Annotated in this window: 26 protein-coding genes and 1 pseudogene; 8 read left to right on the top strand and 19 right to left on the bottom strand. The window is 34.6% G+C overall.

Annotated elements, in window-relative coordinates:
* Window positions 1-7: 7 nt before the first annotated feature.
* Together MKY70_RS13215 and MKY70_RS13210 are read right to left on the bottom strand one after the other, a co-directional pair.
* Complete coding sequence (locus tag MKY70_RS13215) at window positions 8-388, bottom strand: hypothetical protein (protein ID WP_002127497.1); 381 nt, start codon at window positions 386-388, stop codon at window positions 8-10.
* Window positions 389-554: 166 nt separating this feature from the next.
* The gene (locus MKY70_RS13210) at window positions 555-728 is read right to left on the bottom strand and encodes a hypothetical protein (protein WP_176280951.1); all 174 of its coding nucleotides are present in this window, start codon (window positions 726-728) and stop codon (window positions 555-557) included.
* A gap of 329 nt (window positions 729-1057) precedes the next feature.
* On the opposite strand from MKY70_RS13210, the gene MKY70_RS13205 reads away from it, so the two are divergent.
* On the top strand, window positions 1058-1426 hold the full coding sequence (locus tag MKY70_RS13205) for an FtsB family cell division protein (protein WP_341024559.1): 369 nt from the start codon (window positions 1058-1060) through the stop codon (window positions 1424-1426).
* A 198-nt stretch (window positions 1427-1624) separates the two neighbouring features.
* Window positions 1625-1681, top strand: a pseudogene (locus MKY70_RS13200) (exosporium leader peptide-containing protein); the annotation flags it as partial.
* Window positions 1682-1698: 17 nt separating this feature from the next.
* Here MKY70_RS13200 and MKY70_RS13195 read toward each other — a convergent pair.
* Window positions 1699-1956, bottom strand: a complete 258-nt coding sequence (locus MKY70_RS13195; RefSeq protein ID WP_341074517.1) for a hypothetical protein — start codon at window positions 1954-1956, stop codon at window positions 1699-1701.
* Window positions 1957-2001: 45 nt separating this feature from the next.
* Window positions 2002-2217, bottom strand: a complete 216-nt coding sequence (locus MKY70_RS13190) for a hypothetical protein (protein WP_016120239.1) — start codon at window positions 2215-2217, stop codon at window positions 2002-2004.
* A 318-nt stretch (window positions 2218-2535) separates the two neighbouring features.
* Here MKY70_RS13190 and MKY70_RS13185 point away from each other — a divergent pair, with 318 nt between their 5' ends.
* The gene (locus MKY70_RS13185; RefSeq protein ID WP_088084176.1) at window positions 2536-2733 is read left to right on the top strand and encodes a hypothetical protein; all 198 of its coding nucleotides are present in this window, start codon (window positions 2536-2538) and stop codon (window positions 2731-2733) included.
* A 443-nt stretch (window positions 2734-3176) separates the two neighbouring features.
* Here the strand turns inward: MKY70_RS13185 and MKY70_RS13180 are convergent, their stop codons facing one another.
* The 8 genes from MKY70_RS13180 to MKY70_RS13145 all read right to left on the bottom strand — a co-directional run bounded on the left by MKY70_RS13180 (window position 3177) and on the right by MKY70_RS13145 (window position 12362).
* Window positions 3177-5117, bottom strand: a complete 1941-nt coding sequence (locus MKY70_RS13180) for an AMP-binding protein (RefSeq protein ID WP_341024554.1) — start codon at window positions 5115-5117, stop codon at window positions 3177-3179.
* A 49-nt stretch (window positions 5118-5166) separates the two neighbouring features.
* Complete coding sequence (locus tag MKY70_RS13175; RefSeq protein ID WP_088034835.1) at window positions 5167-6708, bottom strand: acyl-CoA carboxylase subunit beta; 1542 nt, start codon at window positions 6706-6708, stop codon at window positions 5167-5169.
* A 2-nt stretch (window positions 6709-6710) separates the two neighbouring features.
* Window positions 6711-7499 (bottom strand): enoyl-CoA hydratase, encoded by a 789-nt coding sequence (locus MKY70_RS13170; protein ID WP_002017012.1) that lies wholly within the window; start codon window positions 7497-7499, stop codon window positions 6711-6713.
* A gap of 4 nt (window positions 7500-7503) precedes the next feature.
* Window positions 7504-8415: a hydroxymethylglutaryl-CoA lyase gene (gene mvaB, locus MKY70_RS13165; protein WP_341024552.1), complete on the bottom strand. Its 912-nt coding sequence runs from the start codon at window positions 8413-8415 to the stop codon at window positions 7504-7506.
* A 21-nt stretch (window positions 8416-8436) separates the two neighbouring features.
* Window positions 8437-8652, bottom strand: a complete 216-nt coding sequence (locus tag MKY70_RS13160) for an acetyl-CoA carboxylase biotin carboxyl carrier protein subunit (protein ID WP_088034831.1) — start codon at window positions 8650-8652, stop codon at window positions 8437-8439.
* Window positions 8653-8678: 26 nt separating this feature from the next.
* The gene (locus tag MKY70_RS13155; RefSeq protein ID WP_341024549.1) at window positions 8679-10016 is read right to left on the bottom strand and encodes an acetyl-CoA carboxylase biotin carboxylase subunit; all 1338 of its coding nucleotides are present in this window, start codon (window positions 10014-10016) and stop codon (window positions 8679-8681) included.
* 15 nt (window positions 10017-10031) lie between these two features.
* Window positions 10032-11177, bottom strand: a complete 1146-nt coding sequence (locus MKY70_RS13150; protein WP_002032227.1) for an acyl-CoA dehydrogenase — start codon at window positions 11175-11177, stop codon at window positions 10032-10034.
* Between the two features lie 216 nt (window positions 11178-11393).
* The gene (locus tag MKY70_RS13145) at window positions 11394-12362 is read right to left on the bottom strand and encodes a YbgA family protein (protein WP_341024548.1); all 969 of its coding nucleotides are present in this window, start codon (window positions 12360-12362) and stop codon (window positions 11394-11396) included.
* A gap of 465 nt (window positions 12363-12827) precedes the next feature.
* Between MKY70_RS13145 and MKY70_RS13140 the strand changes: the two genes are divergently transcribed.
* Entirely contained in the window at window positions 12828-13343 is a 516-nt protein-coding gene (locus MKY70_RS13140) for a DUF3231 family protein (protein ID WP_341024546.1), read from the top strand.
* Window positions 13344-13514: 171 nt separating this feature from the next.
* Window positions 13515-13790: a WGxxGxxG family protein gene (locus MKY70_RS13135; RefSeq protein WP_341024543.1), complete on the top strand. Its 276-nt coding sequence runs from the start codon at window positions 13515-13517 to the stop codon at window positions 13788-13790.
* Window positions 13791-13989: 199 nt separating this feature from the next.
* Here the strand turns inward: MKY70_RS13135 and MKY70_RS13130 are convergent, their stop codons facing one another.
* The 5 genes from MKY70_RS13130 to MKY70_RS13110 all read right to left on the bottom strand — a co-directional run bounded on the left by MKY70_RS13130 (window position 13990) and on the right by MKY70_RS13110 (window position 17904).
* Window positions 13990-14643: a TetR/AcrR family transcriptional regulator gene (locus MKY70_RS13130; RefSeq protein WP_088034827.1), complete on the bottom strand. Its 654-nt coding sequence runs from the start codon at window positions 14641-14643 to the stop codon at window positions 13990-13992.
* Between the two features lie 24 nt (window positions 14644-14667).
* Window positions 14668-15687, bottom strand: coding sequence for an ABC transporter permease (locus MKY70_RS13125; protein ID WP_341024540.1), 1020 nt, complete (start codon window positions 15685-15687; stop codon window positions 14668-14670).
* Window positions 15684-16409 (bottom strand): ABC transporter ATP-binding protein, encoded by a 726-nt coding sequence (locus tag MKY70_RS13120; RefSeq protein WP_002032219.1) that lies wholly within the window; start codon window positions 16407-16409, stop codon window positions 15684-15686. Before MKY70_RS13120 ends, MKY70_RS13125 begins: the two co-directional genes overlap by 4 nt.
* Before the next feature lie 184 nt (window positions 16410-16593).
* Window positions 16594-16845, bottom strand: coding sequence for a hypothetical protein (locus tag MKY70_RS13115; protein ID WP_002017002.1), 252 nt, complete (start codon window positions 16843-16845; stop codon window positions 16594-16596).
* Between the two features lie 216 nt (window positions 16846-17061).
* The gene (locus MKY70_RS13110) at window positions 17062-17904 is read right to left on the bottom strand and encodes a metallophosphoesterase (protein WP_341024537.1); all 843 of its coding nucleotides are present in this window, start codon (window positions 17902-17904) and stop codon (window positions 17062-17064) included.
* A gap of 600 nt (window positions 17905-18504) precedes the next feature.
* On the opposite strand from MKY70_RS13110, the gene MKY70_RS13105 reads away from it, so the two are divergent.
* Both MKY70_RS13105 and MKY70_RS13100 read left to right on the top strand, forming a co-directional pair.
* A complete protein-coding gene (locus MKY70_RS13105) occupies window positions 18505-19074 on the top strand; it encodes a hypothetical protein (RefSeq protein ID WP_002016999.1) in 570 nt (189 codons plus the stop codon).
* A 421-nt stretch (window positions 19075-19495) separates the two neighbouring features.
* Window positions 19496-20911 (top strand): phosphatidylinositol-specific phospholipase C, encoded by a 1416-nt coding sequence (locus MKY70_RS13100; protein ID WP_341024534.1) that lies wholly within the window; start codon window positions 19496-19498, stop codon window positions 20909-20911.
* Between the two features lie 153 nt (window positions 20912-21064).
* Here MKY70_RS13100 and MKY70_RS13095 read toward each other — a convergent pair whose 3' ends face one another.
* Both MKY70_RS13095 and MKY70_RS13090 read right to left on the bottom strand, forming a co-directional pair.
* Window positions 21065-22441, bottom strand: a complete 1377-nt coding sequence (locus MKY70_RS13095) for a lytic polysaccharide monooxygenase (RefSeq protein ID WP_341024533.1) — start codon at window positions 22439-22441, stop codon at window positions 21065-21067.
* 288 nt (window positions 22442-22729) lie between these two features.
* Window positions 22730-23305, bottom strand: a complete 576-nt coding sequence (locus tag MKY70_RS13090) for a TetR/AcrR family transcriptional regulator (RefSeq protein WP_002085457.1) — start codon at window positions 23303-23305, stop codon at window positions 22730-22732.
* A 147-nt stretch (window positions 23306-23452) separates the two neighbouring features.
* Here MKY70_RS13090 and MKY70_RS13085 point away from each other — a divergent pair, with 147 nt between their 5' ends.
* Complete coding sequence (locus tag MKY70_RS13085) at window positions 23453-24580, top strand: alpha/beta fold hydrolase (RefSeq protein WP_341024531.1); 1128 nt, start codon at window positions 23453-23455, stop codon at window positions 24578-24580.
* Window positions 24581-24655: the final 75 nt, after the last annotated feature.

Here is a 24655-nt window from a genome sequence, read left to right as displayed (position 1 = left end):
AAAAGGATTATTTTATATAGATTACTATAAGCATCCATAAAGCCAAGGCGCCAATGATAGCGAGCGCTATACGTGTAGATAGTACCCTTAATTCAAAGTCTGTTTTCTTGGAGGGTTCAGGATATGCAATTATGTAGATTCCCTTTAATAATGCAAGCCATGCAATAACCGTTAGGAACCCCTGCCAATTGAATACCCATACATTATGTAGGATTACACTACCTAACCCTAGGAAAATCGATAGAAAACCATACATAATACCAAATCCTCTGTCTTCAACCACTAATTTTTTCAATTCACGTAGTACCGATGGACGTACGAAAAGTATTCCCGATACGATAACCGTTATCCATCCCCAAAACAATCCTAAAAAAGTACTAGTTTCCATTATTAGTTCACTCCCCTCAATTATTTATATTTCAGATATTCCCCCCTTTAGAACAATTCCAAAATCTTTATATATAGGCTAAATTCTGCTCTTTTTTAATACAAACATGGCATATTCTATGCCCATCCTTAATCACCTCATTTCTCTACAAAATGAAATTTTTATATCATTCATCATCATCATCATCTATCCGAATCAACCGAAGTCGCTTTGTACTATTACCGCACACTTTTTCATAGCTTGGAGCTAACATGCACCAAAGCCAATATAATGATTTATTCGCCTTTTCACTAACCTCTAAAATTGTCCCCTCTGTAATAAAATGATCACCTTGATACAATGTATACTCGCTTGTCCCATGGAATCATCATTATTCCCCTCCCTATTAAAATAGCGTTTTTGTTTCAAATAATGCTCTCATTAATTTGGACGCATTTACCAGTATATTTACCAAAAAATTCATGATATCGTTAACTAGTCGAGTACGTCATTACTTGACGATTACCCTTAGGGGCCCCGCAGACAATCGGGGTTCCTTTTATTTAAATGAGAATTTTGTTTAAACTTTACAAAACTCACCTATATTAAACTATCTTCTAAAATTCCCATTGAACATTTATAATACTTTTAAACAGTTTAAATTCTACAATCAGTAATGGAGGCATTTTAATGGGAAACATCCCAAAAATATCATCACAACAATCAAATCCTAAGATACCCTCACAGCAAGTGAACCCTAACACCAAACAGGGTAATAATAAAAAAACAAGACGCCGTATTATAACTACTTTGGCTTTTATATTATCTGTAATTTTTGTCCTTCAATATTCTCTTAATAACCAGCAAGAAATGATTAAAGAGAAACAAATCACGGTTAATACGGAGAAACAAAAATTATCTTCTTTAAAGAAGGATGGTCATTCCCTTAAAAATGATGTTAAGGCTTTAACAGGTAGTGAAGAAGAAATTTTAAAATTCGCAAGGAAACTGTATGGATTTTCCAAACCGAATGAAACTATATTTCAAATAACTGAATAAAATTACACTGCATTACCCAAAAAGGCGATTTGACGATAATCGCCTTTTTATATTTAATTTCTAAAATAAACATACTAATTTCTTTTTCTATCAAATAACTATTTTGTTTAATTTATTAAAATACAACCGCTTGTCCATTTCACATTGCTCTATCATTACATTTACTATTAGTAATACGATTTTTAGAGGTGATAAATAATGGACGAGTTTTTATATTTTGCTGCACTTAATCCGGGTTCTATTGGACCTACACTTCCACCTGTTCAACCCTTTCAATTCCCTACTGGTCCCACCGGTTCTACAGGAGCTACTGGCTCAACCGGATCAACTGGTTCTACCGGACCAACTGGACCAACTGGACCAACCGGGTCAACCGGGTCAACCGGATCAACTGGTTCTACCGGACCAACCGGATCAACCGGACCAACCGGATCAACTGGCTCTACTGGTTCTACCGGACCAACTGGACCAACTGGATTTAATCTTCCTGCTGGGCCTGCATCTATTACCTTGACTTCTAACGAAACCACAGCATGTGTATCCACTCAAGGAAATAATACTTTATTTTTTTCGGGTCAAGTATTAGTAAACGGTAGTCCTACTCCAGGAGTAGTGGTCAGTTTTTCATTTAGTAACCCTTCTCTTGCTTTCATGGTTCCTCTTGCTGTCATTACCAATGCTTTAGGTAACTTTACCGCTGTATTTCTAGCCGCTAATGGGCCTGGAACAGTAACCGTTACTGCTTCACTTCTTGATTCTCCTGGAACAATGGCTAGCGTCACTATTACCATTGTGAATTGTCCATAATGGTTTTATTTTTAAGGTACTAAGTAATTTTTGATAAGATGAGCACTGATTTACAGTGCTCTTTTTTATCATTGGGATGTTCCTTTCAAATGAAATTTCGTAACACCCTACTAAAATAACACTTTTATTAAGAACTAATGATCTTTATATTTCTTAAGCTTGTCATCACAAGTAATTTTTATAATTAGTTAAATTCTCAATATAGTTTGTGTATATAATTCCATTCAAAGATACATAATATCCACGTAACTATTTAAAAATACTTTGTTTTTATATCTAAGTTCAAAAAGGAGCTACATAACATGGATAAAAAAAATCTATTAAGTCAACAACTTGATTATGTGTCATCGGATGCGCTGAATACTCCTAGTAAAGCCCAAGAGCAAATGCAAGAAACATCTCAGGAGGCACATGATTCAAACAAAAAGGACAGTACTCAAGCTTTACATGGCGAAGATTTACCAATTTCAGATGTATATAGAACAACGAACAAACAGTAAATTTAAAAGGGAAAAAATCTTAAGAACGAGTGAACTTAATTCTTTTCCCTTTTCCTATTTAAATAACACTTTTATATGAAACCCGTACACATTTTTGACACATCCACTATCACAATCTCCTGAAAATTCGTGATAATATTAATTTGTCGGATACGCCAAATTTCGACATTGAACGACAATAATATCTCCCTTATTGAATCCCTGTCCCCCAGGGATTTCTCCTTTTATTCATTACTTTTTTCTTCACTAAATTTTCATTCTTAACAAAATTCAATCACTCCATTGAATAGACAGCTATAGTATCCTATTTTGATAAAAACTAAAAACAAACAGATATACTTAACACTAATAGTAGATTTTTTAACTTCAAATTTACTTTTTCTCTCTTATCTTTTTGTAAACATTAAAAATGAGCTCTATTTACATAGAGCTCATTCGTAATTTTATAGTTTGCTAGATTGTAACCCCTGAATAAACGGAACTACTTCAGGATTTACAAGTGACGATAAATCTCCTAACTCTTTTCCTAAGTAAGCTGCTTTAATAACACGTCGCATTACTTTAGAATTTCGTGTTTTTGGTAAATCTTCTACAACGTGGATGTCTTTTGGACATAAAGCTTTACCAATATGAGAGTTTACTAAACTCATTAATTCTTTCTTTAACTCTCCAGAGAATATTACACCGTCTCGTAATACAACAAAACAATGACAAACTTCTCCTTTTACATCATCCGGTACACCAACTGCCGCTGCTTCTATTACATCATTATGTTTCACAAGAATAGATTCATATTCAGCAGGCCCAATACGTTTTCCAGCAATATTTAGCGTATCGTCTGAACGTCCTGTGATGATGTATTGCTCACCGTCATAAATAACCCAGTCCCCATGGACCCATTTATTTTCAAAGCGTGACCAATATGTGTTTACATAACGTTCATCATCTTCCCAGAAACTTTTCGTCATTCCAACCCAAGGTTTCTCTAAGCATAACTCTCCAACTTCATCTCGGATTGGCTTACCTTTGTCATCGAGTACAACCGCTGCCATTCCTGGTAAAGATGCGTTAAAACTAATCGGTGCGATCGGCTTAATTAAGACATTCCCGAAAATCCCACCTGAAATTTCAGTTCCACCTGAATAGTTACAAATTGGTACTTTACCTTTACCAACTGTATTAAATAACCACATCCATGGGTCTGGATTCCAAGGTTCTCCTGTTGATGCGAATACTTCTAAACTCTTTAACGAGTGTTTATTTACATATTCATCACCTTTTGCCATTAATGCACGGATTAATGTTGGTGAAATACCGAGATGAGTAATTTCATATTTATCGACTGTCTCCCATAAGCGGTCTGCTTCTGGAAAGTCTGGGACACCTTCGTACATAACCATTGTTGCGCCATTAATTAAAGAGCCAAATAGTAAAAATGGTCCCATCATCCAGCCCATATCAGTTACCCATAATACTCGGTCGCCTTGTTTTATATTCATTCCAAATCCTGCATCAAATGCAGATTTTAGCGGGAAACCAGCATGTGTGTGTACTGTCCCCTTCGGCTTACCAGTCGTTCCAGATGTATATATAAGCATTAATGGATCATCACTATTCATTTCTTCAGCATGTATAAATGGTTTTTCTTTTTCTAACGTACTCCATGAAAAATCATAATTATGCGGTGTAAAATCATTTCCTGCATGACGAACAATTACCACCTTTTCAACAGTTGGACAATGTTCACAAGCTTTATCTACTTCATCTTTTAATGAAACAATTTTCCCACGGCGTGAAAAGCCATCTGCGGTAATAACCATTTTTGAACCAGCTGCTTGTACACGTGTCATTACTGCATCAGCAGCAAAACCTGAGAATATTGGTGAAATAATCGCTCCAATTTTCATTACCGCTAACATAGCAACAACTGTTTCAGGAATCATTGGCATGTAAATTGTTACACGATCACCTTTTTCAATACCAGCATGTTTCAAACCGTTGGCAACACGGCTTACCCAGCTGTCAAGCTCTTCATATGTAAATGATTTCGAAGTTCCGTTTTCCCCTTCATACATAAGTGCTGCTTGTGTTTTCGTTTTATCGTCTGCAAGCCAGCGAGATAAAGCAGATTCTACAACGTTACAAGTTCCCTCAGTATACCACTGTGCAAACGGTGTACCATTTTCTAAATCTAACACTTCTGTATATGGTTTCATCCACTGATAGCCAACTGCTCTCTCAGCTTCTCCCCAAAACCAAGCTGTTTCTTCAATTGACTTATTATAAAAAGCTTCGTAATCTTCATAGCCTAATGATTTCATCCAACCAAATAAACGCGTTTTTTCTTTATACTCTTCTGTTGGAAACCAAACTGCTTGTTTCAATGTTTTCCCCTCCTTGACTTTTTGAGCAAGAAAGCCCTAAATAGGGCTTTTAAACTGGATATACAGGATGTTTACGCTCCGTGAATACTTGATATTTGCTCATATACATTTCGAATCGTCCTTTTAACTCTTCACGTAAATTATTTGGATGAACAATACCATCAATCACCATCTCTGATGCTAAACGGTAAATATCAATATCTTTCTTATACTCTTCTCGTTTTTCAGCAATAAAGCTTGCACGCTCTTCTTCTGGTAAAGCTGCAATCTTATTTGCATATACAGCATTGACCGCTGCTTCTGGACCCATTACTGCAATAGAAGCTGTTGGTAATGCTAAGCAGCAATCTGGTTCAAACGCTGGACCTGCCATTGCATATAAGCCAGCTCCATATGCTTTTCGAACGACGATAGAAATTTTTGGTACAGTTGCTTCACTCATTGCAGAGATCATTTTTGCACCGTGACGAATAATTCCGGCACGTTCTACTTTTGTACCAATCATAAATCCAGGTACATCTGCAAGGAATAATAATGGGATATGGTATGCATCGCATAAATTTATAAACTTCGCTGCTTTATCAGCTGAATCGTGGAATAAAACGCCGCCCTTCATACGCGGCTGATTTGCAATAATGCCAATTGGCTTACCATCAATACGCGCTAAACCTGTAATTAGTTCTTGAGCAAATAATTTTTTCACTTCAAAAAAAGAACCTTCATCAATAATTCTGTTAATGAGATCTTTCATATTGAAAGGAGCATTTTGATTTTCTGGAATAATTTCTTCTAACGTTTTATCGAACTGTTTCGGTTCTTGAGGTGTAATCAAAGGAGTCTTTTCTAAATAGTTACTTGGAAAATAAGAAATATATTGTCTTGCTTGCGTAATTGCATCTTCTTCTGTTTTACATAAAACATCTCCGCATCCTGATACTGAGCAATGCATACGTGCTCCGCCCATTTCTTCTAAAGTTACCTTCTCACCGATAACCATTTCAGCCATACGCGGAGACCCTAAATACATAGAAGCATTTCCTTCAACCATCATAACAACGTCACAAAATGCTGGAATATACGCACCACCAGCTGCTGAAGGTCCAAATAATAAACAAATTTGTGGCACTTTTCCAGATAATTTCACTTGGTTATAAAAAATTCTTCCCGCACCGCGGCGTCCAGGGAACATTTCAACTTGATCTGTAATACGTGCCCCAGCGGAGTCAACTAAATAAAATAACGGCACACGTAATTTCTCAGCCGTTTCTTGAATACGTAAAATCTTTTCAACTGTACGTGCTCCCCATGATCCAGCCTTAACAGTTGAATCATTTGCCATTACGCAAGCAGTACGACCATGTATTTTACCAGTTGCAGTTACAACGCCGTCAGCTGGTAACCCGGTTTGTTCACAATTTGCAAATAATGCATCTTCCACATATTCACCATTATCGAATAAAAGAGCTAAACGATCTCGAACAAAAAGTTTTCCTTTTGCTTTGTTTTGTTCATGATATTTCGTTGCCCCGCCTTGCTTAATTGTTTCAACTCGTTCTTCAAATGAATTAGATTGTTGTTTTTGATCTAACATATTTACTCCCCCTTATACATTGGTTTGCGTTTTTCCTTGAATGCCTGTAATCCTTCTAATCTATCTTTCGTATGGATTACGCCCTCATACGCCTGTTTTTCCATTTGTAATCCGGTATGTAAATCTACTTGAATACCATTTGAAATTGCTTCTTTTGCTAATCGAACAGCAATTGGACCATTTTTAGCAATTCGATCTGCAATTTCAATTGCTTTCTCTTCTAGTAAATCAGCTGGTACTACGAATTCTACTAAACCATATTCTTTCGCTTCTTGCGCCGAAATACGTCTTCCTGTATAAATTAATTCTTTCGCTCTACCGACTCCAATTAATCTCGGTAAACGCTGAGTACCACCTGCTCCAGGTATAATTGCAAGAGAAGTTTCAGTAAGACCTAGACTTGCAGTGTCAGAAGCAATTCTAAAATCACAAGCTAAGCTTAATTCAGTACCTCCACCAAGTGCGATTCCATTAATAGCAGCAATAACTGGTTGTGGTAATTGTTCCACCATCTCCATAGTAGAACGAATCATACCCACAGCATGGCGAACTTGTTCTTCACTCATGTTGGCACGCTCTTTTAGATCAGCACCAGCGCAAAATGCTTTTTCGCCATCCCCTGTTAAAATAACAACGCGCGTATTTGATTCTTCGTTTATTTGAGTTAATATAGTTTGTAATTCTTCTAATAATGCCAAAGATAATGAGTTTGCTTGTCTTTCACGATTTAACGAAATCTTTACAACGTGCGGTGTAACATAGTCAACTGAAATGTTTTGTAATTGTAGCATCTTCTCACCTACTTATCGTTTTATGTTGAAGCGCTCTATACACATGACTCGGTAATTCGATATTTAACTTACTTTGAATAAACTGACTAGCTCTCAATAACTTTTCTTCATCAATATTAGTTTGGACTCCCAGCTTATGGAGCATATGCACTAAGTCATCAGTAGCAACATTACCCGATGCTCCTGGTGCATAAGGACATCCTCCGAGTCCACCACAAGAACTATCAAACGTTGTAATACCATATTCTAAAGACTTAACTACATTCGCCAGAGCCATTCCATACGTATTATGAAAATGCATTGCAAACTGCGAAGCATCATACTTCTTTAATAGATGTTCTAATACTTGTTCTACTTGTAATGGATTCGCTACACCAATCGTGTCACCGAGAGAAACTTCATAAATGCCGTATGAAAATAGTTGATTACATATTTCGTCAACTGCTGTGGCACTTATATCGCCTTCATAAGGACATCCAAATACAGTAGAAACATAGCCCCTTACCTTTTTCCCTTCGAACATTGCCTGTTTTGTTATATCTTCAATTACAGCTAATGCTTCTTTAATAGATTTATTAATATTACTTTTATTGTGAGATTCACTTGCTGATAAAAAAACATTCACCTCATCTACATTTTGCAAAAAAGCTCGTTCCAAACCATTTTGATTTGGAACAAGCGCTGCATATGTAACATTTGGATCCCTTTTTAGCTCAGAAAATACATCACTGGCATCTGCTAATGCAGGAACCCATTTAGGGTGAACGAATGAGGAAACTTCAACGTACGACAATCCCGCTTCTGTAAGTAGTTGAATCCATTTTACTTTATCTTTTGTGCCAACAATCTTTTTTTCATTCTGTAAGCCATCACGTGGCCCGACTTCTTTAATGACAGCAAAATTAGGTAGTTTCAATTCGCTTCCCCCTATATCTCCCTATTCAATTTCTAGTAATACATCTCCTTCATTTACAAAATCGCCTTCTTGTACGTTAATTTTCATAACAGTTCCGGCTTCTTCTGAAACGATTGGAATTTCCATTTTCATAGATTCCAAAATGACGACATCCTGCTCTTCCTCTACTGTATCTCCTACTACTACAACTATCTTCCAAACATTTCCTGCCATCGATGCATATACTTTCGTCATCATTTTTTCCCCCTTAATATTCATAAATCTTATTTTTTAACAAGTTGTTTCGTTACGAAACCCGTTGTATAAATACCACTTTTGAACACATCGTCTCCGAGCACTTGCAGTAGCATCGGTGTATTTGTTTTAATACCTTCAATTTTTAACTCTTCTAGAGCAATTTTTAATTTTGAAATCGCTTCTTCACGAGTTTCACCATGTGCGATTACTTTCGCAATCATTGGATCATAGAAAGGTGTAATCGTTACTTGATTCTCCAAAAAGTGATCAATACGTATATTTGTCGGTAACGTTAAATCTGTAATTTTCCCAGGTGATGGGAAGAATGTTTTCGGATCTTCTGCATAAATACGAGCCTCAATGGCATGACCACTACGTTTTACATCATCCTGTGTAAATGATAGCTTCTCACCATATGCGATAAGGAATTGTTGTTCAACTAAGTCTAACCCAGTAATTTCTTCTGTAACTGGATGTTCTACTTGTAATCTCGTATTCATTTCTAAGAAATAAAAGTTCTTTTGATCATCTACAAGAAACTCAACTGTACCTGCATTTGTATAACCAAGTGCTTTAGCAGCTTGTACAGCAACTTCTCCCATAGCCTTTCGTGTACCCTCATCTAAAAATGGTGAAGGTGCTTCTTCAATTACTTTTTGATTTCGGCGCTGCACTGAACATTCGCGTTCCCATAAATACACTGTATTACCATGTGTATCTGCTAAAAGCTGAATTTCAATATGATGTGCATCTGCTATATAGCGCTCTAAATACATTTCTCCGTTACCAAAGAAATTTTGCGCTCTTGTTTTATTACTTTCAAATGCTTTGGTGAGCGTTTGCTCAGTTTCCATCAACTGCATTCCAATGCCTCCGCCGCCCGCGGATGCCTTAAGCATTAATGGATAACCAATTTGTTTCGCAATTTCAATTGCTTCTTCAGCAGTTTCAATATTTGTAGTAATGCCTGGAACTACTGGCACATCTGCTGCTTGCATCGCTATACGTGACTCAATTTTACTTCCCATCTTAGTAATGATTTCTTCTGAAGGACCGATAAATACGATTCCTTCTTCTTTACAGCGAATCGGAAAAGATGGATTCTCTGATAATAATCCGTACCCCGGATGGATTGCTTCAGCATTTGTCTTCTTAGCTATTTCAATAATTTTTTCAAGGTTTAAATAGCTTTCTTGGACACGTGGACCGCCTACTAAGTAAGCTTCATTTGCCAATTTTACATGAAGGGCATTTTCATCAGCCTCAGAATAAATAGCAACGGTACGAATGCCAAGTTTTTGACAAGTTTTCATAATGCGAACTGCGATTTCCCCGCGATTAGCAATTAATATTTTTTGAAACATAGTGACCCCTCCTTTTTATCTACATCCTAAATGTCTTGCAATTACGAGACGTTGAATTTCAGAAGTTCCTTCACCAATTTCTAAAAGTTTTGCATCACGAATATATCGTTCAACTTCATATTCACGCATATAGCCATATCCACCATGAATTTGTACTGCATGATTTGCTATACGACTTGCAGCTTCAGATGCAAACAACTTTGCCATAGCCGCTTCTTTACCGAAAGGTTTATCGTTATCTTTTAACCAAGCTGCTTTATGTACTAAATTACGCGCTAATTCTACTTCAGTCGCCATATCAGCCAATTTAAATTGAATCGCTTGGAAATTAGAAATCGGTTTTCCAAATTGTTGACGTTCTTTCGCATATTGCAATGCACGCTCAAATGCAGATTGTGCAATACCTACTGCTAATGCTGCAATTGAAATACGTCCTCCATCAAGCGTATATAAGAATTGTTTAAATCCTTTATTTACATCACCAAGAATATTTTCTTTCGGTACACGTACACCATCAAGTACGATTTCACAAGTATTAGAAGCACGAACACCCATCTTATCGTAAGGGCTTGAAATCGTTAATCCTTCACTAGTAGTCGGTACGATAAATGCAGAAATACGTTTTTTACCATTGTCTTCAAAACCGTTGATAGCGGTTACAATAATTGTATTTGCATACTCTGCGTTTGTAATCCAGCACTTTTCACCACTAATAACATATTCATCGCCATCTAAAATTGCTTTCGTTTGTGTGCCCCCTGCATCAGATCCAGCATTTGGCTCCGTTAATCCGAAAGCACCTAACGTTTTACCTGACGCCATTGGAACTAAAAATTTCTGTTTTTGTTCTTCTGTACCGAAATAATAAATTGGAGAAGCACCTAATGAAATTGTTGCAGCATAGCTTAAACCTGTTCCACCACAAGCACGACCAATCTCTTCAACAGCTAACGCGTACGATAACGTATCGCCACCTGAACCTCCATACTCTTCCGGGAATGGGATACCTAATAATCCTAGTTCGCCCATTTTTTGAAATGTTTCATATGGAAATTCCGCAGTTTTGTCATAATATACAGCTTTCGGTGCGATTTCCTTTTCAGCAAAATCACGTACCATTTCTTTAATCATTTGTTTTTCGCGAGTTAGAGTAAATTCCATTCCGCTACACACCCCTTATCGAATATTGAGTTTCGACAGCGTGCGAGTTTCTACTACAAACATTACTTCTTAAAAGACACGAATATTAGTTAGACAATTGCTATAATTCTGTCATAACTTAATTTTAAAACAGATTCTGTACCAATGCACAAAAAAATTCCTACATTGTTCTACAACAACATAGGAGGTTTTGTGTCGAATTATGTAATTTATTGTTTAATAATCTCTACCTTTTCCCGAATCAGAAATTTCTACTAACCCTTCAGGGTATGGTTCGAAATATGTTTGTCTTAATAAATACTTTTCATCAAATCGAATGGCCCATGTTTTTAAAATTACAAGTAAACTACTAAGTGGGATTTTCTTTTCAGAATACTTCTGTAACAGCTCTAAAAAATGAGCTTTTTCTTGTTTTTTTAGCTTTGTTTTAAAATATCCGAAAATGTGCTCACATACATTTACATTCGATGTATAGCGGGGCGTACGCATGAATAATTCATATAAAGTCTTCTCATAATTGTCAAATACAACTTCAATTGTTTCATTTTTTTGATTTGCAATAATACGCCCTAATTCTTTTTGTTTCACCTGATTATATGCCATAAATAAATACTTATAATCTGATTGAAACGCTACGAGTTCTTTTATGTTTTTAGTATGTTTAATCATTTTGTAATGCGCGATTGTAAACAATCTTGTAAAGAAATGCTCTCTAATAATAAAATTCGACAATCTACCTTCTTCTTCAATTGGAAGATGCGAAAATTTTTTTATTACTGCTCCGCCAAATAATCCAGTTCCTTTTCCTTTTACTGGCCCTTTTTCAAAACCAGAATAGATTTTCACATCACGAGTTCCGCAACTTGGCGAACGATTCTTCAAAATAAAACCGTCAACTTCAGGTAATGTTTGTAAAAATGCATTTGAAAATTCATTCATTTTTTCAGTTACATCTTCTCGTATTGACGGTTGTACAAGCCTATTCACACCATTTTTTTCTACAATACGTATCGTTTCACGAGGAGTCCCTAAACCAATTTCTACTTCAGGACATACAGGTATAAATGTAACAAATGGCTGCAAATTTCGTATTGTTACATCTGGTATCACCTCTGCATTATAACGACAGGCATCAAATTCTAAACATTTACTTACAACAATTGTTGGTTTTGCAAATTGCCGCATTTCATTACCTCCATGGTATCAATCCATACAATCTAAATTGTACTGATATTAGTATCTTAAGCAAAGTCTGTTTATATTGATTATTTTTATAATAACTATAAATTTAATGCTATATCAACTGCAATTCAAATCTATTTCGTATATGTATTAACAAGTTCTTGTACAAACTTGTTAACACTTTTTTGTCTAAACACAATCCATCTTTACTAGCATATTTACAGAGTCTTTCCTCTCCTCTTTACATTTAAATTAAAATAAGTCTTAATACGAATTTTAATCCCAAGTTATTTGGAATATATTCTTTATATTTGTACATTATAGACTGAGAAAGTATTACTTGTAGTTAGGGTGTTCCAAATGAATTTTAGAAACCTACTTTCTTTATTACGGAACATTTTCAGAAATATTTTTTCTTTGATAAAAAATATTTCAAAAAATCCATTCAGTTTAAGGAGGCATATTAAAATGGGAGTATTAAGTGGTAATCCCCAAAATGAACCAATGCATTACGGAGAAGTCTTTGCAATTTGGAGTTATCTTGCAGGGGCACAAGGTGCAATTGCTGGTTACCAAGTTCTTGTCAATCATACTGGAGACGAGGACTTAAAAAATTTTTTAGAAAATCTTATAGAAAATGATATCCAATCAGAAGTTGAAGAACTAAAAAACTTGTTAAAATCAAACGGTGTGGCATTACCACCAGCACCTCCAGAACGTCCAGTTGCATCTATTGAAACAATCCCTCCTGGTGCTCGTATTAATGACGCAGAAATTGCAGCTAAAGTTTCTATGGATCTTGCTGCTGGACTAGTAGCATGTAGCCAAGCGATGGGACAATCACTTCGAGAAGACGTAGGAATGATGTTTGGACAATTCCATATGAAAAAGGCACAAGCAGGGGCTAATTTACTACGGTTAAATAAGAAAAAGGGCTGGATTATTCCTCCCCCTTTACATGTTCTTCAATCTGATCAAGCATAACATGGCATAAGCGGTTAACTTTTGTTAACCGCTTCGTTGTATTTACCTGTCCTTTTAATAATGGAAATTAAAGATAGTTCTAATAACTTTAACTTTATGATTTAAATACTGTGATACGAATAATGTACAAAAGTAACGGAGAAATTAATACATAAGAAAGAAGGGGAAACCATGAAGAAGAAATTATCATCTATTTTAAGTGTATTAGCACTAGCTATTATGTTTTTAGGAACAACTGCTCATGCTGAATATGATGGAAATAACATGAATCGAGTTAATAATACTGATATTTCAACACGAGTTAATAATGATGTGAGAACTCGAAATGTAAATACGACAAATGATTTAAATGATAATCGGGATAAAAATAATAATTGGGCTTGGCTGGGTTTATTAGGTCTAGCAGGATTATTAGGTCTTAGAAGAAGAGACAAAGAAACACGCTAATTCAGAATATTTTTAGTAAACAAGTACTTATTTATCAAAATTGTATAATGAATATAAATCGCCTTTTTAAAGGCGATTTATTATTTGCTTAAAAATAGTATATGTAATTCACACATCAACATATTTTTACTTATGATTAAACCTATTAAATTACATTTATTTAAATACAAAAAATCAAACCCCTAAAATGTTGTTATAGTTAGATTCGTGGCGTTAATCCGTACAATATAAATTGAATCGTATTTTCAATTTCCAATTCATCATCCCATTTTTCTTCAGGCAATAATAAAAAACGTGTTAATAGTAATCCTAATACAGCTGATAAAGTAAGTCGTAATACAGAAGATGGCGGTATTTCAATAATCTCCCCTTCCTCTTGAAACTTTACAATTAACTTTTTAAAATGTGAAAGTAACTCTGTTTCTACTAAATGTTGTATTTCATTTTTCAATTCTGGCTGAAATGGCACTTCTTGAATTAATATTTTTATCATTGGAAAATGCTTTTTTGCAAATTCAAATCTATTATGAATAACAACTCTTAGAAGCCCTTCATATGATTCATACTCCGATTTAAATATTTCCTTTGCGAAGGCTTGTACGAAAAATGGCGCAGCAAACTTTGTTAATGTCGGCATGACGACTGCTAACAATAAATCTTTTTTCGTTTTATAGTAGCGGAAGATTGTTCCTTCCGCTACACCAGCACGCTTTGCAATTTCACTTGTAGAAGTTGATGCATATCCTTTTTCTCCAAACATATCAACAGCTGCCTCTAAAATACGCATTTGACGTTCATTTCGTTTATCCGTATTAGTTGCGGCAATTAATTCATCCAGCCAATCCTTCTTCATCTACAATGCCCCTTCGTATCATCATTATATTTTCCGATGTTTCTTTAATGCAAATACATTCCCTATTGCAAATAATAGAGAAAAAAGTAGTAATACAGTAAGATCTAATGTAATCTCTGTAAATCCTTGATTTCGAATCATCACTTGTCTCATTGCGTCAGCTCCATATGTGAGCGGAAATAATTTCCCTAACATTTGTAGCCACTTATTCATAGATTCAATTGGAAACAACCCAGAAAAGAAAATTTGTGGCACAATGACAAGCGGTATGAACTGGATCATTTGAAATTCATTATTTGCGTATGCTGATAAAAACGTCCCTAAAGTTAATGCCGTTAAAGAAAGCATGCATGTAATAAGTAGCGTTAGCCATATGGAACCAGCTACATACAAATCTAAAATATAAACTGAAAAATTCACGATTATAATTGATTGTATAAACGCAAAGATTCCAAAACCAATAATATATCCTACAACTATTTCCCATCTTCTCACTGGAGTGGACAATAACCTCTCTAATGTACCACTTAAACGTTCTCTTACAAAAGATACTCCGGACAATATAAATACAAAGAAAAATGTAAAGAAACCAATCAATACGGGACCAAGCCCATCGAACATCGTAATGTCTTTAGAGCCATGTAAATAATCCACTTCAGGCTTCATCATTGATACATCATTCTTCTCTGTACTCTTTTGCAATACTTGAAGTACCGCACGGTTTTTTGATGAATCACTGCCTTCTAATAGAAGATTCATTTTTCCATTTTCTAAATGAATTACTGCATCTACCTTTTGCTTTTCTAATTCCGAAATTGCTTTGTCTTTACTATATTCATAAATTGATGCTTCTTGATTTTTCATTACTTTTACTATAGGAGCAGGTACATCGACTACAGCAATATGCGGTATATAGTCTTTTTGTGTAAATACTAGCGACAATAACCAAAGTAATAACATTGGTGCCCCAAACATCATTGCTAAAGAACGCTTATCTCGAAAAAATTGACGAATGATACGGATGACTACACCATTAACTCTCATGATTCAATCACTCCTTCTAACATAAAGACATCTTCAATTCGTCCAGAAGATGTTTGTTTTTTCAATTCCTCCGGTGTGCCAATCGCAACTAAATTCCCTTCTCTAATTAGCCCTAGACGTTCGCAAAACTCAGCTTCATCCATAATGTGCGTTGTTACAATAATAGTTGTTCCTTTCTTTTTGAGGTCATAAAACTTCTCCCAAATCGATTTTCGAAGTAGAGGATCTATCCCAACTGTTGGCTCATCTAAAATTAATATTTCTGGTTCATGAAGGAGTGCTATCGCCAATGATAAACGTTTTTTCATTCCACCTGAAAAATGCTGTACTTGCTTTTTCATATGCTCTGATAATTGCACAAGTTCAAAAACTTCTACGATTCTCTCTTTCTTACGCTTACCTTTTAACCCATACATCGTTGCAATAAAATCTGCATTTTCATATGCCGATAGTTCTTCGTATAATGCATCAGCCTGAGCCATATAACCAATTCTTTTCATTTCATTTAGATTAGGCATGTTTGTATTAAAAACAATTACATCCCCTGTAGTTGACTCATTAATACCTGCAATCATTTTAATGAGTGTTGTTTTCCCTGATCCGGAAGGTCCAACCAAGCCAAAAATTTCTGCTTTTTCTACTTGCAGCGAAAGGTTATGCAAAACTTCTTTTTTCCCAAAACTTTTTGATACATCTCGTAAAATAATTGAAGGTTGCTGCACTAAAAATCCCCCTTTTCTTTAAAATGAGTGAGTACTCACTTTTATTTTACTCTCGAATTATTATATGTCAAACTTTTCAAACATATATTTTTTCTGTTATTTACTAAATCAATGAAACAGAGTCGACATTAGAATATCTTTTCTTAAAGTCGACTCTGTTTCATTGTAAATTATTCGATTTTTGTTATGTTTTTAAATTTAAATACCTTCTAATTCTAGCAACATCTAAAGAATATTCGATAACTATTTGCTGTATTGGTAATATAACCGTTTCCGGATATAAATGTGCATATTGTAACGTTTCTGCATACTTTTCCAACCGTTTTTCTAAATACTTTACAATTTGCTCAGGATGACTTACTAATAAAGACGTACTATAATAATGAATTTGCTCCTCAATCGCCGTATATTCTTCAATTTCAAATTCTTTATGCATTTGTACACCCCTTTATATTTTTAATATTGCTTAATAATAACTATTTTAACTCGACTAATTTTTAAGTTTTTTGATTATTTAAACTATAACAAACTCAATAGGTCAAAATTTGTTACTTTATGTAACGTTGAAAAATTTTAACAAAATTGTAATGGAAACTTGTACTCAAGAAAAACTACCTTTAAATTATTCTCCTGAACAAAAAAGCCGTACAGATTAATTTAACTGCACGACTACAATCTCAGGTCTATTAAAAACTCTTTGCGGAATGATACTATTGCCTAATCCTCTACTAACCATCATAGACGTATTTTGTTGTTCATATAAACCCGCTGTATATTTGGGCAGTATTCCTTGATTAGGAGCAACTAATCCCCCGATAAAAGGTAACCGAACTTGCCCCCCATGTGCATGACCCGATAACACTAAATCTACTTTCTCCTCAGCATACTCTTCTAGAAATTCAGGCCTATGGGATAATAATACATTATACCTATCTGGCTTCGTTTCAATTTTTGCTTTTACAATTGCATCTTTTACAATACTTCCTTCATCAATATCTCCAGTATTAAATTCCGGATCATCAATTCCTAACAAGTTTATTTCGTGTCCTCCCTTTTGTATTATTACATGTTCATTTCTTAAAACAGTGACATGCTGTTTCTTTAATTTTTTTTCTAAACTGTTATATTTTCCTGACCATTTTTCATGATTTCCTGTCACAAAATATACCGGATATTCCTTCACAAGTTCTCGTATTACTTGCATACTCATTTCTGCATCGTACGATTTACTGTCTATTAAATCACCCGTAATAGCAATAATATCTGGATTTATGCTTTTTACTTTTTGAATTAAAGTTTCTTGATTGTCGCCAAATTTTTTATTGTGTAAATCTGAAATTTGTAGAATTTTAAAACCTTTAAAAGAAGAGGGAATTTTACTAGAGGTTATTTTAACCTCAGTTATACTTATTAAATTGTTTTGTAAATATAAAAAGATACTAATGCCTACTAATATACCAATAATTAATATGATTCTTTTAATCTTCTTGTTCATACTTCCTCCTAAAATCTTAATCAGTACTACAGTTCACAATAAATATTACGTGCCCTTCGCATTCAGAATAACTGAAATTTTTTAATTGATTTGTAGTATTTGTTATAGTTTTATACGCCACTTATAAAATTTTTCAATCGCATGCGTGTATGATGTCATGCTCATTTTTCAGTAATTTTATAGCAGATCACTGGAATCTCTTCATAAGATTAACATTTATCTTACTTAGTTTGATAACTATATCATGATAATTCCTATAGTTTTTTATAAAAATATTGTGTACTTTTCTCGAAGTATATACGACATTTGATTACAAATATATTATTACCACTACGATTTTAATTTGTTTAAAACGTACAAAGAGAGAATTGAAACACTAAATTGCCTTATGAAAAGGTATTACTGTATTATTTGTTAGAAAATTGAAAAAACATGTGTAGATAGCTATCATTGTAAGTGCATATATAATTATCTTTAATTTTCTGACATAATTTCACATAATTCTTAAACTATTTTTTTGCGTGCATTATGAAATAAAATATTGCCCCATGTCAGTCTTTAAAAAATTATATATCATAACTTTAAGGGAGGAAGAAAACTATGAAGATGAAAAGAAAAATCATGATGACGACAGCACTTGCAGCTACATTGGCTACAGGTGCACTACCAAGTACATCGGTGTTTGCTGCTGAAAAAGAGGCTCCTATCCAACAAGAAGAGACACAGATGAGTATTCAACCATTTGCACAAAATAATTTGGAAACAGCAGTTAAAGCTGCCTTAAATGGTCCAGAAGTTAAAAAAATTAAAGTATTTGAGCATGAATTTAATGTAAAACCAATTGAAGTAGTAAATTTAGGTGGCGGTAAAACATATGTTAAGGGACAAATTTCTCATCATTTAAGTTTTCGTCCAGATGATCAATTTTATTATGAGTTTACAGTGCAAGATGGAAAGGTAATAGATAAGCCTGTATTTAATATTGATAGAGGTGGTTGGACACCATTTGCTGCTCCACTTTTATCAATTCTTGCTGCGTATAATGGGATTCCAGTTAATCCAAATGATTTAAATGCACTTGGTCAACAGATTGGAAAAGTGATAGATGGAAGCTGGGAACATGCAGCCCAATCTATCGCAACTGTAGTTAGTTTAAGTTTTAATGAGTAGAATTTCTTAATTTTTGTTAGCCTAACAGAGTCCCATTTTTCATAAGTAACCTTGTTATAAAAAATTCTGAAACAGCTATAAATAGATTTTTACCGCTCAGTCACATTATCTTGATTTGTTAACCACCTTATCATTCATTATATGTCACAAAATAGAAGTCTTTTTTAAGACTTCTGTTTTGTTTGTATACAGTACAGCGGAAAGTTTGTTTTTTACCTATCTATGCTTCAATTCTTTAAGAATCCGTTTGACTATTAGATACAATTTATTACAACAAACTATTAAAATCTCAAATAACTTCCTACCCTATTTTGATTTTTTCAAACACAAAAATTCATTACTTTAAGAATGAAAACAATAGATGTAGTAAAAAATCATCTTGTTTTATTATATCTATTGTTTAAAAGTCAGGAGAGATAAAATGAACAAAATAAAAATGAGGAATTTTTTTAAAATTAGTATCCTTACTTGTTTCACACTAGCAAGTTTAAGTACACCATCTACTATTTTTGCTGATAGTCATCCAGGTTATTCCTATGAATCCAATATAGGCTATCAAAACCCAGCATGGATGTCGAAAGTAGCAGATTCAACAAAATTGAGTGAAATATCTATTCCAGGGACTCACGGTACAATGGCTTTACATGGAGCAAGTTTTCTTGATGAAAATTTGACAAGAAATCAAACTATGAGTCTACCACAACAATTAAATTCCGGAATTCGATATGTAGATATGCGTGTTAAACGTGTAAAAGATTCTTTTGCAATGTACCATGGGATTGTAAATCAAAAAGCAATGTTTGAAGATGTATTAAAAGAGGCAATTCAATTTTTAAAAGATCATCCTACAGAAACAATTTTAATGCGCTTAAAAGAAGAAACTACTCCTGAAAGTGGCTCACTATCATTCGAGGAAATACTTAATAAATACAAAGACCTTAATTCTTCCTATTTTTGGGATCCGAGTTCTGTACCAACTTCAAAAAGAAATAACCCTACTCTAGGAGACATCCGAGGGAAAATTGTAATCTTACAAAACTTTACAGCCTCTCAGCAATATGGTATTAATTACGATAGCTTAAATATACAAGATACATTTGAAATTGAAAACGGACCAGACGGAATGTATGAAAAATGGAATGCGGTGAGAACCCACCTTCAAAATGCAAATAATAATTTTAACAATGATAAAATCTATCTTAACCATTTTAGTGGCACAGGTGGTGCTGCTGCATTATTAAATAATGTTTATCCTTGGTTTGTTGCAAGTGGTAAAGGGAGCAGAAATACTGATAGTAACCCCAAGATGATTCAAAAAGCTACAACTAATGCGTGGGAAGATTTCCCTCGTGATATAAATGGTCAAGTATTTTATGGTGGAATGAATACACTTGGGACCGAACTCTTGCAACAAGGTGGAATTAAACATTCTGGTATTATCGCAGCTGATTTTCCTGGTCCAGGTTTAATTGATAGTATCATTAAATTAAATGGTATACATGCGAATGAAAAAGAAATATTAATTTCGCAAATTTCATCCGAATCTAGCCCTTTATCCGGACAACAAAATCGATCCAGTCAAAACTTTAAAATTGATAGTTTACCTGTAGGTACTAAGGAATTAAAATGGATTATTGAGCCTTCAGAAAAAGATCATCCTTCTTCTATCTCTTTCAATGTAATGATTGACGTTTCCCTAGGTACAGATTCTACTCGTTGGAAAAATATTTCACATGGATCTAGGACTGAAGCTTATACGAATACTAAATATTATATTGCAAGCCCACTTGGTGCCACTAACAAATTTACAGTGAAAATATACGCTATTACAAATTAAAAAATAAAGAATCCCAATGGAATTCCTTTTTGATGGAATACCATTGGGGTTCTTTAATAATTTCATTTCGTATATATTGGGATGAAGAGTAAAAATTGCACCCCTGTTCCGGTATTGCACATAGAATAAGTGATAACTACCCTTTTCCACTGATCATTTATTTAAAACTGGCTTCCAAAGCGATAGTGCAAAAATCCAATTTGGATCGCCGTTCCCTTGATAACTTTGAATCGCTTCATACACTTTTCCCTCATGTACTACCTTATCACCTTTATTGTATGCTTTTCTTGCATCCCATTTTTCATAAGTAGAGTCCTCTAGTTTTGTTGCTACAGTTAAAACATCACTTCTACTAGACTCATTTCCAGCTAAATCAACCGCCGTCACTACATATTTATACGATGTATTAGTTTTTAAATCTTTATCCATAAAGGATGTATTATCCGCTGTCCCAATTTTATTCATAACCCCAGTGCTTTCTCTATATACAACATAATGATCAACACCTACATTATCTTCAGACGCACTCCACATCAAATCAACAGTTGTCGCTGTTGTACCCATACTATGTAATCCTTTTGGTTGAGTCGGAGCCTCTTTATCTGGAGTTTCATTTGTTGTCTTAACCTTTATTTTTTCACTTTCTTTTGATATGTTTCCAGCAGCGTCTAATGCCTTTATTGTATAGGTATATTCCGTATTTGCTTTTAGTTTTTTATCAATAAAAGTTGTACCTAGTACCGTACCAATTACTTCTCCATTACGTAACACTTGATATTCTTTTACGCCTATATTATCATTTGAGGCCTTCCATGTTAGTTCAACACTATTGGCAGAAACCTTAGACGCATTTAATCCAGTTGGTTGACTTGGAGCTACTGTATCGGGAGCTTCATTATTTACTAAATTTACATCAATTACATTATAAAACGCATTTGACGTATCTGCTACATCCCATACAGCTAAAATAACATGATAACCATTGCGATCAGTTGGTACATTAATTGTATGTGTTAAATTATTTGATGCTGCCGAACCGTCATGTTTCACAGTTCCAATTGGTTCTAATTCAGCACGTGTTAATGGTTTATTAGGATCCCATCCCTTTTTGGTAATGTAATAATGCCATTTACTTGTAGAATGTGCCGCTGTGTATTTCCATGTAAATGTATTTACTCCCCCCTTTATTGTGTTTTTGAACCAGCGATTTGATGTTTGTTGGTCAAGAATCCCTCCAAACAGTTCTCCTGCCGAAGCGATTTTCCCATCAATCGGTCCACCATCTGGGAATCCTTTAGGTGCTTCTAGACTTTGAGGTTCGTACATTACATTTCCACAATTTAAATTTAATGCTCCATAATTCTGACTACATAAAGCAGCACGACTACTCGGCTTTTCAACAAACCCATGTGCATATGCACTTTGAGGAATCATTGTAATTGCCGTCACCCCTGCAGCTAAAACACAAGCACCAATTCCTTTTTTAATTTTTCTTAATCTTTCTAACTTAAATGTTAATTTCAAATTCATACTTGTCCCCCCAATATATTGTTTATGCTAATATAATAGCAATATAGGGATAAACGAACAAATCACCTACTAATATATTAATAGTTCAATAACATAAACACATTTAGTTTATTTATTAACCTGATATGGGGCTAAATTAAGCAAATTAATTCTATTTTGTAACATTATGTAGTAAAGAGTTTATAAAAAACCAATAAAGATTCACAAAAAATCCAAATATCGATTACTTAATTTTTTACACCCACACCCCACACGATAACTACATTATTAAGCAGGTTTCATGATTTATTACATTCTCTCGCCACCTGACAAAATCAGATCAAAAACATATCCCTGCATATTATCGATTAGTTCAACCACATCTGGATTTTTATCGTTGCTCAGCGACCAATTGATTGACACCATTGCGTTTGCTGTATACAACTGAGCTACAAAGTCAATCGGCACACTTACTTCAACCTGCTGCTCTTTCAAATAGGAATAGCAGGCATTATATAAAATGGATTCTAATTCTAAACGTAAATCCGCTGAGGGAACACGTACATGGAGTAAAGTTGCAACCTCTTTTTTTCGCGCTGAGATCTTATCGGTTATCATATTAATAGCTTGAGCCACATTTCCATTCTCTATTAATGCGAAACGAAATTCAATTTCTTCCTTGAACCAGCAGACATAATTTTGCACTAATTTTTCCAAAAGATCATATTTATCTGCAAAATGGCTGTAAAATGTGGACTTACTCACCATAGCATGTATGCAAATATCTTTAGTTGTAATTCGTCCAAACTCTTTTTCGTTCAAGAGGGTAATAAGTGTATTAGAAATATTTTTCTTCGTTTTATAAACGCGAACATCCTCTCCCATTAATAATCAATCCCCTTCCCAAAGTTGCTTATCAAACCATTTATATCCTTATGGTTCGATTTCGTACTTCTTACCCTTTCCTGCTTGTTGTTTCTTTAATATACTTCTCTTATCCTTACCTTGTAGTCAAATATAAGGAGGGATTTTATGTTTAAACAGTATGTAAACAACGAACAGTTCAATTTGCAAATTAACCGTTTTTTCAACGATTTCTATCAAGACGATGAGCGGGCAAATCAGGATTTGCAAGCCATTATCCCAAGACTTACAGACACGGACAGCTGGTATAACACTTGGATAGAATATGCAGCAATGCGGGAGCATCAGAAAGACTTCGATCTAGCTTCGGTTTATTATCAGGCTGCCGAGTTTTATATGGAATCATCCGATCCCAAAAAAGAAAAAGTGTACCAAAAATACCGTGAAACTTTTTATAAGGGCTTTCATGACTTTGAGTATGAAACCTATCAAATTCCTTATGAAGATTCCTATCTTCCTGCAATCAAATTCATGACACCAGGCGCATGTAATACACTACTTTTCTTTGGAGGCTACGATTCCTACATGGAGGAAATGATGAAGATGATGAACTACCTCATAGGAATCAATTATAATATTATAGTTTTTGATGGACCTGGACAAGGAACAGCACTGAAAAACGGCTTAAAATTCATCCACAACTGGGAGAAGCCCGTTTCCACAGTCATTGACTATTTCAAACTTGACCGTGTTAGTATTCTCGGAGCTTCTTGGGGCGGCTACTTGGCAATGCGTGCCGCCGCTTTTGAAAAACGAATCGACAAAGTCATCGCCTTTAATATTTTTTATAGTGGCCTTGATGCACTCAAGATGCGCATTCCGGATAATATCTGGAATAAATTGACCACGCTTCTGGCTACTAATGAAGCTGACAAAATTAATACCATGTTTAAACAAATGATGGCCACCAGCATCGACCTGAACTGGAAAGTTAAAAAAGGTATGGAAAATACAGGTGAAAAAACGCCATTTAACTTACTTAAAAACTTTGAAAAACATACGATGGCAGGAATCGGTCAGTTCATAAATCAAGAAGTATTGCTCCTGGCTGGTGAAGACGATCAGTACGTTCCAATTAGCCGATTACCGCAAATCAAATCGGAGCTATGTAATGCAGCCTCCATCACTTCTGTAGTTTTCACTAAGAAAACTGGTGGTGAACAACATTGTCAGACTGGTCATCGTCACTTAGCTTTTGATGAAATTAAAAGATTTTTGCGACATAAATTATATTGAGAAATATGAAGCGTTTTAGCACTTTCAAAATTTTTCTTTTATTAGCACATTAGAACATGGTGACATTCTTGCCCT

The organism is Bacillus sp. FSL R9-9492 (assembly GCF_038007365.1).
Lineage (GTDB): Bacteria > Bacillota > Bacilli > Bacillales > Bacillaceae_G > Bacillus_A > Bacillus_A mycoides.
This window is presented reverse-complemented; position numbering and strand designations above follow the sequence as displayed.

Coding starts and splice junctions, on each gene's coding strand:
- MKY70_RS13215 (WP_002127497.1), bottom strand. CDS start 388: ATGGAAACTAGTACTTTTTTAGGATTGTTTTGGGGATGGATAACGGTT.
- MKY70_RS13205 (WP_341024559.1), top strand. CDS start 1,058: ATGGGAAACATCCCAAAAATATCATCACAACAATCAAATCCTAAGATA.
- MKY70_RS13190 (WP_016120239.1), bottom strand. CDS start 2,217: ATGGTAATAGTGACGCTAGCCATTGTTCCAGGAGAATCAAGAAGTGAA.
- MKY70_RS13185 (WP_088084176.1), top strand. CDS start 2,536: ATGGATAAAAAAAATCTATTAAGTCAACAACTTGATTATGTGTCATCG.
- MKY70_RS13175 (WP_088034835.1), bottom strand. CDS start 6,708: ATGTTAGATCAAAAACAACAATCTAATTCATTTGAAGAACGAGTTGAA.
- MKY70_RS13170 (WP_002017012.1), bottom strand. CDS start 7,499: ATGCTACAATTACAAAACATTTCAGTTGACTATGTTACACCGCACGTT.
- MKY70_RS13160 (WP_088034831.1), bottom strand. CDS start 8,652: ATGATGACGAAAGTATATGCATCGATGGCAGGAAATGTTTGGAAGATA.
- MKY70_RS13155 (WP_341024549.1), bottom strand. CDS start 10,016: ATGTTTCAAAAAATATTAATTGCTAATCGCGGGGAAATCGCAGTTCGC.
- MKY70_RS13150 (WP_002032227.1), bottom strand. CDS start 11,177: ATGGAATTTACTCTAACTCGCGAAAAACAAATGATTAAAGAAATGGTA.
- MKY70_RS13145 (WP_341024548.1), bottom strand. CDS start 12,362: ATGCGGCAATTTGCAAAACCAACAATTGTTGTAAGTAAATGTTTAGAA.
- MKY70_RS13140 (WP_341024546.1), top strand. CDS start 12,828: ATGGGAGTATTAAGTGGTAATCCCCAAAATGAACCAATGCATTACGGA.
- MKY70_RS13135 (WP_341024543.1), top strand. CDS start 13,515: ATGAAGAAGAAATTATCATCTATTTTAAGTGTATTAGCACTAGCTATT.
- MKY70_RS13130 (WP_088034827.1), bottom strand. CDS start 14,643: ATGAAGAAGGATTGGCTGGATGAATTAATTGCCGCAACTAATACGGAT.
- MKY70_RS13125 (WP_341024540.1), bottom strand. CDS start 15,687: ATGAGAGTTAATGGTGTAGTCATCCGTATCATTCGTCAATTTTTTCGA.
- MKY70_RS13115 (WP_002017002.1), bottom strand. CDS start 16,845: ATGCATAAAGAATTTGAAATTGAAGAATATACGGCGATTGAGGAGCAA.
- MKY70_RS13110 (WP_341024537.1), bottom strand. CDS start 17,904: ATGAACAAGAAGATTAAAAGAATCATATTAATTATTGGTATATTAGTA.
- MKY70_RS13105 (WP_002016999.1), top strand. CDS start 18,505: ATGAAGATGAAAAGAAAAATCATGATGACGACAGCACTTGCAGCTACA.
- MKY70_RS13100 (WP_341024534.1), top strand. CDS start 19,496: ATGAACAAAATAAAAATGAGGAATTTTTTTAAAATTAGTATCCTTACT.
- MKY70_RS13095 (WP_341024533.1), bottom strand. CDS start 22,441: ATGAATTTGAAATTAACATTTAAGTTAGAAAGATTAAGAAAAATTAAA.
- MKY70_RS13090 (WP_002085457.1), bottom strand. CDS start 23,305: ATGGGAGAGGATGTTCGCGTTTATAAAACGAAGAAAAATATTTCTAAT.
- MKY70_RS13085 (WP_341024531.1), top strand. CDS start 23,453: ATGTTTAAACAGTATGTAAACAACGAACAGTTCAATTTGCAAATTAAC.